General features: G+C 36.7%; 10 protein-coding genes. 4 read left to right on the top strand and 6 right to left on the bottom strand.

Features of this window, described 5'->3' with window-relative positions:
- Window positions 1–6: 6 nt before the first annotated feature.
- Together A9G13_RS10160 and lysA are read right to left on the bottom strand one after the other, a co-directional pair.
- Complete coding sequence (locus A9G13_RS10160) at window positions 7–1,425, bottom strand: APC family permease (RefSeq protein ID WP_065557495.1); 1,419 nt, start codon at window positions 1,423–1,425, stop codon at window positions 7–9.
- 54 nt (window positions 1,426–1,479) lie between these two features.
- Window positions 1,480–2,877, bottom strand: coding sequence for a diaminopimelate decarboxylase (gene lysA, locus A9G13_RS10155; RefSeq protein WP_065557494.1), 1,398 nt, complete (start codon window positions 2,875–2,877; stop codon window positions 1,480–1,482).
- Between the two features lie 264 nt (window positions 2,878–3,141).
- Between lysA and A9G13_RS10150 the strand changes: the two genes are divergently transcribed.
- On the top strand, window positions 3,142–4,581 hold the full coding sequence (locus tag A9G13_RS10150) for a sigma-54 interaction domain-containing protein (protein ID WP_065557493.1): 1,440 nt from the start codon (window positions 3,142–3,144) through the stop codon (window positions 4,579–4,581).
- 16 nt (window positions 4,582–4,597) lie between these two features.
- On the opposite strand, the gene A9G13_RS10145 is transcribed toward A9G13_RS10150, so the two are convergent.
- On the bottom strand, window positions 4,598–5,782 hold the full coding sequence (locus A9G13_RS10145) for an NAD(P)/FAD-dependent oxidoreductase (RefSeq protein WP_065557492.1): 1,185 nt from the start codon (window positions 5,780–5,782) through the stop codon (window positions 4,598–4,600).
- Window positions 5,783–6,150: 368 nt separating this feature from the next.
- On the opposite strand from A9G13_RS10145, the gene gltB reads away from it, so the two are divergent.
- Complete coding sequence (gltB, locus tag A9G13_RS10140; RefSeq protein WP_065557491.1) at window positions 6,151–10,608, top strand: glutamate synthase large subunit; 4,458 nt, start codon at window positions 6,151–6,153, stop codon at window positions 10,606–10,608.
- Between the two features lie 13 nt (window positions 10,609–10,621).
- Window positions 10,622–12,034, top strand: coding sequence for an FAD-dependent oxidoreductase (locus tag A9G13_RS10135; protein ID WP_065557490.1), 1,413 nt, complete (start codon window positions 10,622–10,624; stop codon window positions 12,032–12,034).
- A gap of 71 nt (window positions 12,035–12,105) precedes the next feature.
- Here A9G13_RS10135 and A9G13_RS10130 read toward each other — a convergent pair whose 3' ends face one another.
- The 3 genes from A9G13_RS10130 to mazG are packed head-to-tail and all read right to left on the bottom strand — an operon-like array spanning window position 12,106 to window position 14,073.
- On the bottom strand, window positions 12,106–12,798 hold the full coding sequence (locus tag A9G13_RS10130) for a glutathione S-transferase family protein (RefSeq protein ID WP_065557489.1): 693 nt from the start codon (window positions 12,796–12,798) through the stop codon (window positions 12,106–12,108).
- Between the two features lie 43 nt (window positions 12,799–12,841).
- Window positions 12,842–13,282, bottom strand: coding sequence for a hypothetical protein (locus tag A9G13_RS10125; RefSeq protein ID WP_141670915.1), 441 nt, complete (start codon window positions 13,280–13,282; stop codon window positions 12,842–12,844).
- 14 nt (window positions 13,283–13,296) lie between these two features.
- Window positions 13,297–14,073, bottom strand: a complete 777-nt coding sequence (gene mazG, locus A9G13_RS10120; protein ID WP_065557487.1) for a nucleoside triphosphate pyrophosphohydrolase — start codon at window positions 14,071–14,073, stop codon at window positions 13,297–13,299.
- 241 nt (window positions 14,074–14,314) lie between these two features.
- Between mazG and A9G13_RS10115 the strand changes: the two genes are divergently transcribed.
- The gene (locus A9G13_RS10115; protein WP_065557486.1) at window positions 14,315–16,318 is read left to right on the top strand and encodes an OPT family oligopeptide transporter; all 2,004 of its coding nucleotides are present in this window, start codon (window positions 14,315–14,317) and stop codon (window positions 16,316–16,318) included.
- The last annotated feature ends 18 nt before the right edge of the window (window positions 16,319–16,336 follow it).

The following is a 16,336-nucleotide window of genomic DNA, read 5'->3' as shown; positions in this document are numbered from 1 at the left end:
ACTCCTCTATATTTTATTGTGTTGTAAACGATTACGTTTTTGTGCTCGATGGAATATCCATTCAGCTAATCCAATAGCAAGCACCGCACCACCAACAATTTTAGCTACATACTCTGCATAACCACCCATATCAATTTGTGCTGGTGGAATAAAGACTAATACCACTGCAAACAGAGTAGATAAGAATCCTAAGCCAGGTAACACAATCGGCATTACTTTACCCGGAATTTTGAAACTACGCGCTACATTTGGTTGTGTAATACGTAAACGATAATAAGCAATAAACATAACTAAATATGGAATAAAGTAACAGATAGTAGTTAACGCTGTTAACATCCAATAAGCTGCGGCAATACTTGGCGACACAAAAGTTGAAAAACATAAAACCGTTACAATAATTGCTTGAATAATCAATGCAAAGGCCGGTGTTTTATAAACTGGGTGCAAACGACCAATTCGTTCACCAAGTAAATTATCTTCTTTTGATGCTTCTTGTAACATATAGATCGGGCCAACTAACCATGAGTTAATTTGTCCTAAAGCACCAAAGAATAAACAAATAGCCATCACTGGTAATAACCAAGGCATGTGTAATTCGTTAGCCGCTGCTTCCATTGCCTGCATTACTCCAGCAACAATATCAGTATCTTGAGCAGGTAATAAGGTATTAATTGCCCATGAACCAATCATATAAATACCAACAATTACGATTGCTGATACTGCCATTGCTTTAGGGAAATCACGTTGTGGATCACGAGTACGCCCAGCAATCATTGGAGCAACTTCAAGTCCGGCAAAAGCAAACATCATGCTAGATAAGAACACAATAGTATCCCAACTACTTAAATCAGGGATCCAATCACTAACATGGCTATAATCAGTTGCCATTGGGTGACCAGTTAATAACCAAACTACCGCTAAAACAATAATAATTGCTGCCGGGATAAATACTCCAAGCCAAGCACTAACACTATTAATAATTTTAGTCCATTGCATGCCTCTAATATTCATAAGTGTCAAAATCCAGAAGACCACCATGGAACCTACACCAATAAATACTTGATTTTGTGCTAACTCTGCACTAAACATATAACCAATTGCAGTAAAACCAAATTGCAACATTAATGGGAAGAAAAGCACACAAGAAAACAAGAAGCAAACCACAACTATCCAACCAATACGTTTACCAAATGCTTCTTTTACCCATACAAAAATCCCACCATCTTTTGGCCAGCCAGTTGAAAGCTCACCACAAACCATGGCTAAAGGGAAGAAAAGACAAAATGCAGCAAGTAGCCAAAGCAACATTGCTGATGCCCCATAAGGAGCTACATTAGGAATTTGACGTAAACTCAGTATTGCAATGACATTCATAAACACAATGTCTTTAATACCAAGTAAACCCGAATCTTTAGTATTACTCATATATAACCTCACATTATCATATCTGGAGCATTAACTGCTCCAGATAAATCATGATTAATACAGATCGTATCCAACCATATCTTCGTAGGTGTCTTCACGACGAATTAGGCGATCGTCACCTTCTTTATCGATCATTACTACCGCAGTACGAGGACGATTGTTATACACTGTTTGGCTTTCAATGGTATAAGCACCTGCATCAAGGAAAGCAACAATATCACCAATTTGAGTGTCTTTAGGCATTAAGAATTCTTCACCTTTAACACCAACATGGTAATAGTCACCACCATCACATAAAGGACCTGCCAATTTAATATATTCATCATGTGATTCATTGATTTTTGATGCATTATAAACATAGAAGAACCAATCAAAATGTTGACTGTCAGACAGGACACTATAACCAGCATCAACAAATTTCCATTCAACATGTTCTTCAACGTTACCGTCTAAATCGTAATTAGTTTTACGTTTTTCACAGGCAACTTCTGTTACCAGAACCCCTGCTGAACCAGTGACTTTACGACCAGGTTCAATGCAGATTTCAACATCAGTACGCCATTTGTGCACTTCACTAATAACTGCATCAGCAAAATCCTGCGCGGTAATACCTGCATACATGTTATCTTGTAATGGGTTACCATTTTCTTCGTCATATTTATATGGTACCGGAATACCGCCACCAACGTTGATTAAATCAAATTTAATGCCAAGTACTTCTTCTAAACGGCGTGATTCATCAACTAGTACTTTAGTTGCTTTAGCAAAAGGTTCTGACTCAGGAACTTGATCCCCAACATGCATATGTAAACCACGTAAATGTACATAAGGCATTTTAAGAATACGGCGGCAAGTTTCTTCCGCTTGTTCTAAATCAATACCTGATTTTGCATGATATGCAGTAACTAATTCTGCATGTGTTGCTGATGGCACATTAGGTTCTACGCGCACACAAACATTCGCAACTTTTTTCAAGCGAGTTGAAATTTCATCAATAATATCAAGTTCATAAAGGCTATCAACATTGATAATATAAAGATCATTTTGGATAGCGAATTCTAAATCTACTGGTTTTTTAACGACACCATTAAACACAATTTGGCTACCACTAAAACCAATATCTAAACATTTACGGACTTCATACATTGAGTTCGCTTCCGCATAGATACCTGCATCTTTTATCGCTTTTAATACACCCATTACTGAACAAGTTTTTGAAGCATAAAAAATCTTAGTATTAGGATGCGCTTTAAAAGCATCTTTAATTTCTTGCACATTACGATCAATTTCTTTTTCAGAAAAAACATAAAATGGTGTTGGATATTTTTTTGCCAACTGTTCCAAATTAACGCCATCAAAACATAGTTTGCCGTCTTGAGCACTAAATCGGCGATCTTTTGTTACAAGATCTGTACGTAATTTGTTATAATTTGACATAATTGTGTCGGACATATAGCCTCCAGTTAATTAGTACATAAAAAAGATAAGTAAAAGGTTTATCACTTATAACTTGTGCTTTTAATGCAATCAGCGTGCCAACTTAACAAAACATTAATAATCAAATAATTAACAAAAAAATTACAAAAAAAATATTAGTCATTTAGTAGAATATATGTTTTTATGACAAAAATTCGTCAATATCAGTAATGGTTGAATACTATTTAAGTTTAACAAACCCAATTTAGTAAACTGCCACATCTTAAAAGGTATTAATACATGACAATTGATCCTGAATTACTACAGGCTTTAGAAATATTTAAACATTTTTTTGACTTAATGCATCAGCCAATGGCTATTATCAATAAAGAAGGTAAATATATTTACTACAATCAGGAAAGTGCTGAGCTGGATGGTTATTCGAAGGAAAAAGCAATTGGCAAGCCAATGTTAAAAGTCTATCCTAGTTTAAAACAAGAAGATAGCACTATGCTACAAGCCCTACAACAGGGTATAGAATATCAAAATAACTACCAATCTTATTATAACCATGTTGGTAAACTGGTTGATTATTTACATACTACCGTACCCCTCTATAATCATAATAAAGAGATCATTGGCGCGGTTGAAATAGGTCGAGATTTATCGACAGTACGTGAATTACAAGACCAAGTGTTTAATCTAAATAGCAAATTATATCAGAATAAAGAACAGCCATTACCCGATATAGTTTTTGTGTCGCAAAAAATGCAAGAAGTGATTGATCAAACCAATATTTTAGGTGCTAATGATGTGCCAGTTTTAATTGTTGGCGAAACCGGAACGGGTAAAGAACTTTTTGCTCGATTAATCCATCAAACTAGTCTACGGCGTGATAAAGCTTTTATTTCACTTAATTGTGGTGCCCTACCAACTACTTTGATTGAAAGTACTTTATTTGGTACTGTCAAAGGTGCTTTTACAGGTGCTGAAAATCGCCAAGGGTATTTAGAACTGGCTAATGGTGGGACTTTATTCCTTGATGAACTCAATGCGATGCCACTGGAAATGCAAAGCAAATTGCTGCGATTTTTACAAGAAAAAACCTACTGGCAATTAGGTGGTAATAAAGAACAACATTCAGATGTGCGTATTGTTGCAGCCATGAATGAATCCCCTGTGGATCTGTTAAATAGTGGCAAATTACGCAGCGATCTATTTTATCGGTTAAATGTTGGTTTAATCAAGTTACCCGCATTACGGGAAAGAACCGAAGATATTCCTGTATTGGCAAGGTATTTTATTGATAAACATAAAAATGATGTCAATGTCGTAATTAGTGGTATCAGCGATCATGCATTGCAACAATTAATTTCAGCACCTTGGCCAGGTAATGTGCGCATGTTAGAAAATACAATTGTGCGCAGTATGGTACTACAAAATGAACCCGGCGAATTACAACAGATAATGCTTGATGATGACTTATACGAAATGAGTAATACAAGTAATCACAATGGTGCTAATAGCAATTTTGCCCATAAACCTGTCAGCAATTATGTGAGTAATGGTAGCGACTTAACTGAACAAGTCGAAGATTATGAACGCCAACTTATTGTTGATGCTTTAAATCAAGCTAATGGTAAAATTATTAGTGCAGCTAAAATATTAAATGTATCGCGTACCACCTTGCAATATAAGGTAAAAAAATACAATATCCAGTTAGGGGTACTTGATCGTTAATCAATAATATTAATACTTATGCAGTAATCGCTTCGGCACAAGCAAAAGCACTACTCCAGGCCCATTGGAAATTATAACCACCAAGCCAACCCGCTACATCGATAACCTCACCAATAAAGTAGAGATTGGATTGTGCTTTTGCTTGCATTGTTTTTGATGATAAAGCTTCGGTACTTACTCCGCCTAATGTTACTTCCGCAGTACGATAACCTTCAGTGCCATTGGGGACAACAGTCCATTGTGTTATGGTATTATATAATTGTTGTTGCTGTTTATGATTAAGTTGTTTAACCGTTGTATCCGCTAATAAATTAAGTTGCATTAGTGCTTCTATGAGCCGTTTAGGTAAAATTTGTGCCAGGCAATTCTTTATAGTCTGATTACGATTTTTTTCCAGCAGTTGTTGGAATTGCGAATCGAATTGAAAATCTGGCAATAAATTAATATTGATGGGTTCCCCTGCTTGCCAATAACTAGAAATCTGTAAAATTGCTGGTCCAGAAAGTCCACGATGAGTAAACAGAAGATTTTCTTTAAAACTAATTCTTGTGTTAGAAACTTCAACTGGGAGCGCTACACCAGATAAAGTCGCTAAAAAATCGAGTAAAGGTTTATGTAGAGTAAAAGGCACTAATCCAGCTTTAACGGGCACTACGGGTATAGAAAATTTTTCAGCTATTTTATAGCCAATTGACGTCATACCTAATGCTGGCATAGACAAACCACCTGTTGCCACTATAACCTTATCACTATCAATAACGCCTTGTGAAGTATATAATTTGAATTGCTGATTATAGGACTCAATATTCTCAACTTGAGTTTGCAATTTAAATTTGACTGTACCTTTTTGGCACTCATTGACTAACATATCAACAATATCTTGCGCTGAATTATCACAAAACAGCTGACCATGCCCCTTCTCGTGATAAGCAATATTATGTTGATTGACTAATTGCAAAAAATCCCATTGTGTAAAACGCTTTAAGGCAGATTTACAAAAATGCGGATTTTGAGATAAATAATTGCCAGAACTAATATCAAGATTAGTAAAATTACATTTACCACCCCCTGACATTAAAATTTTACGCCCAACTTTTTTACCATTATCAACTATAGTCACTTCATAGCCTTTTTGCCCAAGTAATCCCGCACAAAAAAGCCCTGCCGCACCGGCACCAATAATAGTAATTCTAGTTTGCATAACTGATACTTCAAAAAGAAAAGGTGCTAGATTATAACAGTATAAATTTTCTCGTCCTAGTGCCTCTTTTTATACTAAAAAATATACTTCTCCTGAAATATCTTTACATGACTAACGAATAGTCTATTAGATTATAGCAATTAGATTAAGATATTTACTTTATTTGCACTAAAACATAACAATTAATCATTAATATTTTATATACAATTATTAGCTTCATTAATAACTATAGTAGAAGTTATGAAAAGATTGACTTATAAGTAATATTTATTTGACCAAAATACTATTTTTCTTTAATTTCTCTGCTTATATGGGATAAACGCCTATCCCTACCCCCAATAAAAATATTATCAATCAGAGGCAATGATATGTTATACAACCAGCATCATGAAAAAGATAACTGCGGATTTGGTTTAATTGCACACATTGAAGGGCAACCAAGTCATAAAGTGGTGCGAACTGCAATTCACGGACTTGCCCGAATGCAACACCGTGGAGCAATTTTGTCTGATGGCAAAACTGGTGATGGCTGTGGGCTGTTATTACAAAAACCCGATCGTTTTTTTAGATTGGTTGCGCAAGAAGCCGGCTGGCGTTTAGCAACTAACTATGCGGTAGGAATGCTATTTTTAAGTCAAAATGAACAAGAAGCACAAGCAAGCCGGGATATTGTTGAGGAAGAACTAGCCAATGAAACTTTATCTATTTTAGGTTGGCGTGAAGTACCTATCGACCAAAGTGTATTGGGCGAAATTGCCTTATCTTCACTACCTAAAATTGAACAAGTTTTTGTGAATGCCCCTGCTGGATGGACAAAAATAGATTTAGAACGACGTTTATATATGGTGCGTCGTCGTATTGAAAAAAGAGTCCAAGACGACACCTTTTACGTATGTAGCTTTTCAAATCAGGTAAATATCTACAAAGGTCTATGTATGCCTAAAGATTTACCTCGCTTTTATTTAGATTTAGCTGACTTACGTATGGAAACTGCTATCTGCTTATTCCATCAACGTTTTTCTACTAATACCGTACCGCGTTGGCCATTAGCACAACCATTTAGACATTTAGCTCACAATGGTGAAATCAATACCATTGAAGGTAACCGCCAATGGGCCAAAGCGCGATCATACAAATTTAAAACACCTCTTATTCCTGATTTGCAAGATGCGGCACCTTTTGTCAATGTCACTGGTTCAGACTCAAGTTCATTAGATAATATGCTAGAACTGTTCCTCGTAGGTGGCATGGATATAGTTCGAGCTATGCGTCTACTAGTGCCACCTGCTTGGCAAAATAATCCAGATATGAACGAAGATTTACGCGCCTTTTTTGATTTCAATTCAATGCATATGGAACCGTGGGATGGCCCTGCGGGGATTGTACTGTCTGATGGCCGTTATGCCGCCTGTAATTTAGATCGAAATGGATTACGTCCAGCGCGTTATGTTATTACCACTGACAAACTTATCACTTGTGCATCTGAAATCGGTATTTGGGATTACCAGCCTGACGAAGTGGTAACTAAAGGACGAGTTGGTCCTGGTGAGTTACTGGTCATTGATACTGAAGAGGGTCGTATTTTACAATCATCTGAAACTGATAATGATTTACAAAAGCGGCACCCTTATAAAGAATGGATGAGCAAAAATGTTAAACAACTTATCCCTTTTGAAAACTTGCCCGATGAAAATATTGGCTCGCGTGATTATGATGATGGCTTATTAGCGACTTATCAAAAACAATTTGGTTATAGCTTTGAAGAATTGGATCAATGTATTCGTGTATTAGGCGAAAACGGTCAAGAAGCTACTGGTTCAATGGGTGACGATACACCTTTTGCAGTATTATCTAGCCGACCAAGATTGATTTATGATTACTTCCGTCAAAAGTTTGCCCAAGTAACCAATCCCCCTATCGATCCATTACGTGAAGCACATGTAATGTCACTGTCAACCAGTATTGGGCGAGAAATGAACGTATTTGCAGAGGCCGAAGGACAAGCTCACCGCGTTTCATTTAAATATCCAGTCCTAGTTTATTCAGATTTACAACAATTAACCGCATTAGAATCACGTTATTACAAATCTGAGACATTAGATATTACTTATGAAATTGATGGTAGTTTACGTGATGCCATTGAGCAATTATGTGGTGATGCCGAAACTAAAGTCCGTAGCGGTACAGTATTATTAATTTTATCGGATAAAAATATAGCGGCAGATCGTTTACCAATTCCTGCACCAATGGCTCTTGGTGCAGTACAACAACGTTTGGTTGAAAAGAGTTTACGTTGCGATGCCAATATAATTGTTGAAACCGGTAGTTGTCGTGACCCGCATCAATTTGCCGTACTCATTGGTTTTGGTGCTACAGCGATTTACCCTTATTTAGCTTATGAAACCATAGCACAAATGGTAGATAATGGCACAATTAAGAAGTCCTACCGCCAAGCAATTCTCAATTATCGTAATGGTATCAATAAAGGCCTATATAAGATCATGTCGAAAATGGGAATTTCTACCGTTGCTTCGTATCGTTGTTCAAAACTATTTGAAGCGGTTGGTTTACATAACGATGTAGTTAATCTCTGTTTTCAAGGTGTAACTAGTCGTATTAGTGGCGCTAATTTTGATGATTTTTCTCAAGACCAATTTAATCTCTCCAAAAGAGCATGGTTACGGCGTAAACCATTAGAACAAGGTGGATTACTTAAATTCGTCCATGGTGGTGAATATCATGCTTATAATCCTGATGTTGTGCAAGCATTACAAAAAGCGGTAAATAATAATAGTTATGAAGATTATAAGCGCTATGTTGACATCGTAAATAATCGCCCTGTTGCTACATTACGTGATTTACTCAAAATCAATCCGCCTGAAAATGCTGCAATTCCATTAGAGCAAGTTGAAAGCGAAGAATTACTATTTAAACGCTTTGACTCAGCGGCCATGTCGATTGGTGCACTTAGCCCTGAAGCACATGAATCGCTGGCTGAAGCGATGAACACTTTAGGTGGTTTTTCAAATTCCGGTGAAGGCGGTGAAGATCCGGCTCGTTATAACACGATAAAAGTTTCTCGTATTAAACAAGTTGCGTCGGGGCGTTTTGGCGTTACCCCCGGATATTTAATGAGTGCTGATGTAATCCAAATCAAAGTAGCCCAAGGAGCAAAACCAGGGGAAGGTGGTCAATTGCCTGGTGATAAAGTCACACCTTATATTGCTAAATTACGCTATTCTGTGCCAGGTGTGACACTGATTTCGCCTCCACCTCATCACGATATCTATTCCATTGAGGATTTAGCTCAACTTATTTTCGATCTTAAACAGATTAATCCCAAAGCGATGATCTCAGTGAAATTAGTTTCTGAACCTGGTGTGGGTACTATTGCAACAGGTGTAGCCAAAGCTTATGCCGATTTAATTACTATTTCTGGCTATGATGGCGGCACTGGCGCTAGTCCATTAACTTCCGTGAAGTATGCTGGTTCACCTTGGGAACTAGGTCTGGTTGAAACACAGCAATCGCTAGTAGCCAACGGGCTCCGTCACAAAATACGCTTACAAGTTGATGGTGGTTTAAAAACTGGTATTGATATTGTTAAAGCTGCCATTTTAGGTGCTGAAAGTTTCGGTTTTGGAACTGGACCAATGGTAGCTCTAGGCTGTAAATATTTGCGTATTTGCCATTTAAATAACTGTGCTACTGGTGTTGCAACTCAAGATGATAAATTACGTAGCGAGCACTATCATGGCTTACCAGAAAAAGCCATGAACTACTTCCGCTTTATAGCCCGAAATACGCGTGAGGTAATGGCTGAACTTGGAGTAAGCCGTATTGTTGACCTTATCGGCCGTACTGATTTGTTATTAGAATTAGATGGAATTACAGCTAAACAACAAAAATTGAATTTATCGGGACTGCTGGAAACAGCGCAACCCGTTGCAGGCAAACCTGTTTATTGTATTGAAGATAATAAACCTTTTGATAAAGGTGTGCTTAACAAAGAAATTATGACCCAAACTAAAGAGTGTGTTGATAATCGTCAAGGTAAAAGTTTCTATTTTGATATTCAAAATACCGATCGTTCCGTTGGTACTACTCTATCTGGTTATGTAGCTAAAAAATATGGCGAGCAAGGTTTAGCAACTGATCCTATCTCATTAAACTTCAATGGTACTGCTGGTCAAAGTTTTGGTGTTTGGAACGCTAGTGGTGTTGATTTAATGCTCACAGGTGATGCTAATGACTATGTAGGTAAAGGTATGGCTGGAGGTCGCATTGTTATTCGACCACCACTAGGTTCTGCATTCAAAAGTCATGATGCCACTATTGCCGGTAATACCTGTTTATATGGTGCCACAGGAGGCAAACTCTTTGCCGCCGGGCGTGCTGGTGAGCGTTTTGCTGTGCGTAATTCTGGCGCAATTAGCGTTGTTGAAGGTATTGGTGATAACGGCTGTGAATACATGACAGGCGGTATTGTTTGTGTATTAGGTAAAACGGGTGTTAACTTTGGTGCTGGCATGACTGGTGGTTTCGCTTATATTCTAGATGAAGATGGTGATTTCCATAAGCGTATTAATAAAGAACTGGTTGAAATATTAAATGTCGCCGATCACTCTATTCATGAAGAACATTTACGTGGGTTAATCATGGAACATGCTCAACTTACGCATTCATCACGTGCCGAAGATATTTTGGCCAACTGGGATAATTTTGCTAAAAAGTTTGTTTTAGTCAAACCAAAATCAAGTGATGTAAAAGCATTGTTAGGTCACCGTAGTCGCTCATCAGCAGAACTACGCGTTCAGGCACAGTAAGGAGAACCCGCAAATGAGTCAAAATGTTTACCAGTTTATCGATTTACAACGTGTTGATCCGCCTAAAAAATCGTTAAACATACGCAAAATAGAATTTATCGAAATTTATGAGGGATTTTCTGCTTCTCAGTCGCAAGCACAAGCTGATCGCTGCCTTGCTTGCGGTAATCCCTATTGCGAATGGCGTTGCCCAGTTCATAACTATATTCCGAATTGGTTAAAATTAGTCAATGAAGGAAAAATCTTAGAAGCAGTCGAACTTTCGCATCAAACCAATAGTTTACCTGAAGTATGTGGTCGTGTATGTCCACAAGATCGGCTTTGTGAAGGGTCTTGTACACTCAGTGCTGAATTTGGCGCGGTCACTATTGGTAATATTGAACGTTATATTACTGATGAAGCCTTTAAAATGGGTTGGAAACCTAATCTTTCCAATGTTGAAAACACCGGTTTAACAGTGGCAATTATTGGCGCTGGCCCGGCTGGACTTGCTTGTGCCGATGTATTAGTGCGTAATGGTATTAATCCAGTAGTATTTGATCGCCATCCTGAAATAGGTGGTTTATTAACATTTGGTATTCCAGCGTTTAAATTAGACAAAGAAGTCTTAATTAACCGTCGTCATATTTTTACTGAAATGGGTGTTGAATTCCGGCTTAATACTGAGGTAGGTAAAGAAGTACTATTAGCTGACTTAATTAATGAGTTTGATGCGGTTTTTGTGGGCACTGGTACTTACCAATCTATGCGAGCCGGTCTGGAAAATGAAAATGCTAACGGTGTGTATGATGCTTTACCATTTTTAATTGCCAATACCAAACATATTATGAAACATAAGCAAACCAAAGATACACCATATATCGACATGAAAAACAAACGTGTGGTAGTGCTCGGTGGTGGTGATACCGCTATGGATTGTGTACGTACATCTATCCGTCAAGGCGCTATTGAAGTTACCTGTGCTTATCGTCGTGATGAAGCCAATATGCCCGGTTCCAAACGAGAAGTAAAAAATGCCAAAGAAGAAGGCGTTCAATTCCAATTTAATGTACAACCTCTTAGTATTGAAACTAACAATGATGGACAAGTCACTGGAATAAAGATGGTTAGAACAGATCTTGGTGAGCCCGACGCAAAAGGTCGACGATCACCTGTGGTTATTGCAGGTTCTGAATTTGTGTTACCTGCCGATGCAGTAGTAATGGCATTTGGATTTAAGCCACATTCAATGCCATGGTTAGCCGAGCACGGGGTTGATTTTGATCAACAAGGTCGAATCATTGCTCCAGCAATTAAAGGTTATCAAACTTCAAATCCGAAAATCTTTGCTGGGGGTGATGCGGTGCGAGGTTCTGACTTAGTGGTTACAGCAATCAGTGAAGGCCGAAAAGCAGCCGAAGGGATTTTAGATTATTTAGAAGTATAAGTATCAACCTAAGTTAGCTTGGAACACTAGCCTCAATCAATATTAAATGGGCTAGTGTTTTATATTAATATTTATCTGTGTAAACGATAAGGCTCATCCATAACCACAAAAAATTGCTCTTGTAGTGCTTCATTTATCCAATCTTTAATACCTTTTGTATGGCAAATTTTATCAATGTAATTAGCTACAATTGGGCTTGTCTTTATATGATAGTTTTTCAATCTTAGACATACAGGTGCATAAAATCCATCGGCTATACTAAAGTCACCGAACAAATAGTTTTGATTAGATGTGTTTGAGATCAACAACGAGGATAAAAGATCATCTAATAACATAATTTCATTTTTTACTTCTGAATGATCGCGTAATATTATTTGCCCTACCTCAGGAAACTCAGCTTCAATATTCATTGGCAAATAATTTCGGATAGCCGGAAAACCTGAATGCATTTTAGCAACTAAACTCCGTGCCACTGCTCTATGTTTAATATCAGTAGGCCATAAAGCTAAATCATGATGTCTTTCTGCTAAGTATTCGCAAATAGCTAAAGAATCAGTGATCACAAAATCATTATCAACTAAAATCGGTACAGTTCCATACTTTGAAATTGAAGATATCGTTGTTTTGAACAAAGAACCTGCACTAAAACCATCAAATTTAATTAGCCTTTCGTTAAAAGGAATATCAAAATACTTCATCACAACCCAAGGTCGCATCGACCATGTTGAGTAATTTTTGTTACCAATATAAAGTGTATAATTCATATTTTATCTTTATTAACCAACACTTATTACTCTCATTGTTTTATTATAAATAAACCCTATGAGTGCCTTTTTTCGGTTGGAAAGTTGCTTTGCCAAATTCATCTAAGAAATAGGCAATATGATCTGCTTTGTCCCCCAGTAAACGGCCTTTTACTTTGTTCCAAGTCATCAGCACAATCATCGCATCAGGTTCACAACAAATTAGCATAGGCTGTTGAAATTCTTCATTCCAATAAAACTCACCACCATATATTTTATGTGCGGTAAGTAATAGATAACAACCATATTCTTGAGCAATCATATCTAACTGTTCTTCGGCAATACTAAAGTTTTTTTCAGCTAATTCGCCAATAATCATTTCAACAACTGTAATACTTTTTTCAGAATAATCGAGTTGATTGATACTCCATGTAGGGCTATGTAAAATTGCATTTTGGGCCCAGGCTTCAATTTCTTGGTATAGTTCATTTTTCGGTTCAGTCATTTTCATTCACTTCTCTATTTAATTTGTTCTGTTTGTTTAACACTTTGCCACGCATCTTCCATTTCTTCAAGTGTTGCATCCCTTAAAGTATAGCCTTTTTGTTTTAATATAAATTCAACTTGTTTGAATCGACGGATAAATTTTTGATTAGCTTGTTGTAAACACAGTTCAGACTTAACTTTTAAGTGCCTGGCTAAATTAACCGTAGCAAAAAACAAATCACCGAGTTCTTCTTCAATTTTATGTTGCTTTTGCGTTGTTTGATTAATTTCCTGCTCCACTTCGTTAAGCTCTTCCTTTACTTTATCTATAACAGGTTTTAATTCCAACCAATCAAAACCAACAGAAGCACAACGTTTTTGAATTTTTTCAGCTTTCATCAAAGCAGGTATGGCATTAGGTATATCATCTAGTATGGAGTATTGTGCTCGTTGATCTCTTTCTTTTTGTTTCAGCTGTTCCCAATTAGGTTTATTTGTTGTTTTAGCAGAAAAAATATGGGGATGTCGGCTAACTAACTTATCTGCAACTGCTTGACACACATCATCAAAATTAAATTGCCCTTGTTCATTAGCTAAATCGGTATAAAAAACAATCTGAAACAACAAATCACCCAATTCTTTTTTTAGTTCTGGCATATCCTGTTTATCAATTGCATCTAGAACTTCATATGTTTCTTCTAAGGTATAAGACTTTAAAGATGCCAAGGTTTGTACTCGATCCCATTCACAGCCAGTTATTGGATCACGGAGCTGTTTAACAATAGCTTGTAGACGTTGTAATTGATTCAAAATATTTCTCTAAAATTTGTTAGTTAATAAATCTATTTTAAGGGTTTTACTATTGAACTGTCATTGTTTTTACATTTTAATTTAAGGCAATATAAAATTATTTTAAATAATGCTAATTAAAATTAGAATGTGAAAAAATTAGTAATCTCTTTCAAGTTAGGTATCAATAAGATAATTTGTAGCCTGATAAGATCAAATATGTATATAATAGTTAATTATCACACTAACTTTAGTTAAAAACATGAACAATTTACGTGAACTTACATTAAGAGGCACTATTCTTGGTGCCTTTATTACTATTATATTTACTGCATCTAATGTGTATTTAGGATTAAAAGTTGGATTAACTTTTTCATCTGCTATTCCTGCAGCTGTTATTTCAATGGCTATATTAAGATTATTTTCGGGCGCAACGATTTTAGAAAATAATATGGTGCAAACTCAAGCTTCAGCAGCTGGTACCTTATCTTCGATCATTTTTGTTCTTCCTGGGTTATTAATGATTGGTTATTGGCAAAGCTTCCCTTTCTGGCTAACATTAAGTGTATGTGTCGCTGGTGGAATGCTTGGTGTTTTATTTTCTATTCCTTTGCGCCATGTAATGGTAGTAAAAAGTAATTTACCTTATCCCGAAGGTGTTGCTGCTGCTGAAATTCTAAAAGCCGGCTCAAAAACCGATAATAACGACTCAAATGAAGGGCTAAAAGACATTTTATTTGGCGGTATTATTGCATCACTAGTCAGCCTTTTTACAAATGGATTCCGCGTTTTATCTGATAGTACTGCCTATTGGTTTACTGGGGGAAAATCTATATTTCAACTACCTATGGGATTTTCGTTAGCACTACTTAGCGCTGGTTATTTGATTGGTATTATCTCGGGTATAGCTGTATTAATTGGTACTATTATTGCTTGGGGATTCGGTATCCCAATTTTAAGTGTACTAAATGATTATGATACTAGCTTACCATTATCCAAAATTGCAATGGGCTTTTGGGCTAAAGATATCCGGTTTATCGGTGCCGGCACTATTGCTATTGCCGCTATTTGGACACTGCTTACTTTAATTAAACCGATGATTGAAGGATTGAAAATTTCTTTCAAAACTTTACGTTCTGATGTGTCAGTTAACGATATTGAACGAACCGAACAAGATTTATCACCGAAAACTATTTTCTTGATTATGGCTGGCATGCTAATTATTTTGTTAGGTACTTTTTATACCTTTATCTCTGATAGTGGTTTATCTACTGGCATTGCTTGGACATTAGTTTTTTGTGCCGTATTATTTGCTTTCATTATGGGCTTTTTAGTCGCAGCAGCTTGCGGTTACATGGCCGGATTAGTTGGTTCTTCTGCCAGTCCTATATCAGGTATTGCTATTGTTGCAGTTATAGTAATTTCATTGATTTTACTTGGATTAGGCGAAACAAATGGTATGTTATCTTCTATTGAAGGTTCCAATTTTGCCACTGCTCTCGCATTATTCACTACTAGCGCTGTATTAGCTATTGCTTGTATTTCTAACGATAATTTGCAAGACCTCAAAACCGGTTACTTAGTACATGCAACGCCTTGGAAACAACAAGTAGCATTATTAATTGGGTGCGTAGTTGGAGCAATTGTTATTGCCCCTATTTTAGAGATCCTATATAACGCGTATGGTTTTACTGGTGCTCTACCTCGCCCTGATATGGATCAATCACAAGTATTAGCTGCCCCTCAAGCAACACTAATGACAACCATTGCCAAAGGTATTTTTTCGCATCAACTAGATTGGACCATGATCTTGATAGGATTAGCTTTAGGTGCAGTGATTATTATTATTGATTTGTTACTAGCCAGTAATCGTTCAAAATTTCGTTTACCTGCCTTGGCTGTCGGTTTAGGTATATATCTGCCACCAAGTATTACAATGCCAATTTTTATAGGTTCTTTATTATCATGGATAATCAAACATTATGCTTATGCCAAAGCTAAAAAACAAAATCTAAACCCTGATATCGAATACAGAAAAGTAGATCGTAAAGCAGCTTTAATTGCATCAGGTCTAATTGTAGGTGAAAGCTTAGTTGGCGTTATTTTAGCTGTTGTCATTGTTATTAGTATTACCAGTGGTGGTGGTGATGCTCCGCTAGCTATATCAGCAGATTTAGGTATGTTACCTCAATATTTAGGTCTATTGGTTTTTGTTATGATTTGTTTGCTATTTATTCGCAAAGCTTTAACCGCAATCAAAAAGTAACGTTAATTAATGATTGAA

Source organism: Gilliamella sp. wkB178 (assembly GCF_001690705.1).
GTDB lineage: Bacteria > Pseudomonadota > Gammaproteobacteria > Enterobacterales > Orbaceae > Gilliamella > Gilliamella apicola_K.
This window is presented reverse-complemented; position numbering and strand designations above follow the sequence as displayed.

What these genes read in the sequence shown, in the direction of transcription:
- A9G13_RS10160 (WP_065557495.1), bottom strand. Translation starts at nt 1,425, where the DNA reads ATGAGTAATACTAAAGATTCGGGTTTACTTGGTATTAAAGACATTGTG.
- lysA (WP_065557494.1), bottom strand. Translation starts at nt 2,877, where the DNA reads ATGTCCGACACAATTATGTCAAATTATAACAAATTACGTACAGATCTT.
- A9G13_RS10150 (WP_065557493.1), top strand. Translation starts at nt 3,142, where the DNA reads ATGACAATTGATCCTGAATTACTACAGGCTTTAGAAATATTTAAACAT.
- A9G13_RS10145 (WP_065557492.1), bottom strand. Translation starts at nt 5,782, where the DNA reads ATGCAAACTAGAATTACTATTATTGGTGCCGGTGCGGCAGGGCTTTTT.
- gltB (WP_065557491.1), top strand. Translation starts at nt 6,151, where the DNA reads ATGTTATACAACCAGCATCATGAAAAAGATAACTGCGGATTTGGTTTA.
- A9G13_RS10135 (WP_065557490.1), top strand. Translation starts at nt 10,622, where the DNA reads ATGAGTCAAAATGTTTACCAGTTTATCGATTTACAACGTGTTGATCCG.
- A9G13_RS10130 (WP_065557489.1), bottom strand. Translation starts at nt 12,798, where the DNA reads ATGAATTATACACTTTATATTGGTAACAAAAATTACTCAACATGGTCG.
- A9G13_RS10125 (WP_141670915.1), bottom strand. Translation starts at nt 13,282, where the DNA reads ATGACTGAACCGAAAAATGAACTATACCAAGAAATTGAAGCCTGGGCC.
- A9G13_RS10115 (WP_065557486.1), top strand. Translation starts at nt 14,315, where the DNA reads ATGAACAATTTACGTGAACTTACATTAAGAGGCACTATTCTTGGTGCC.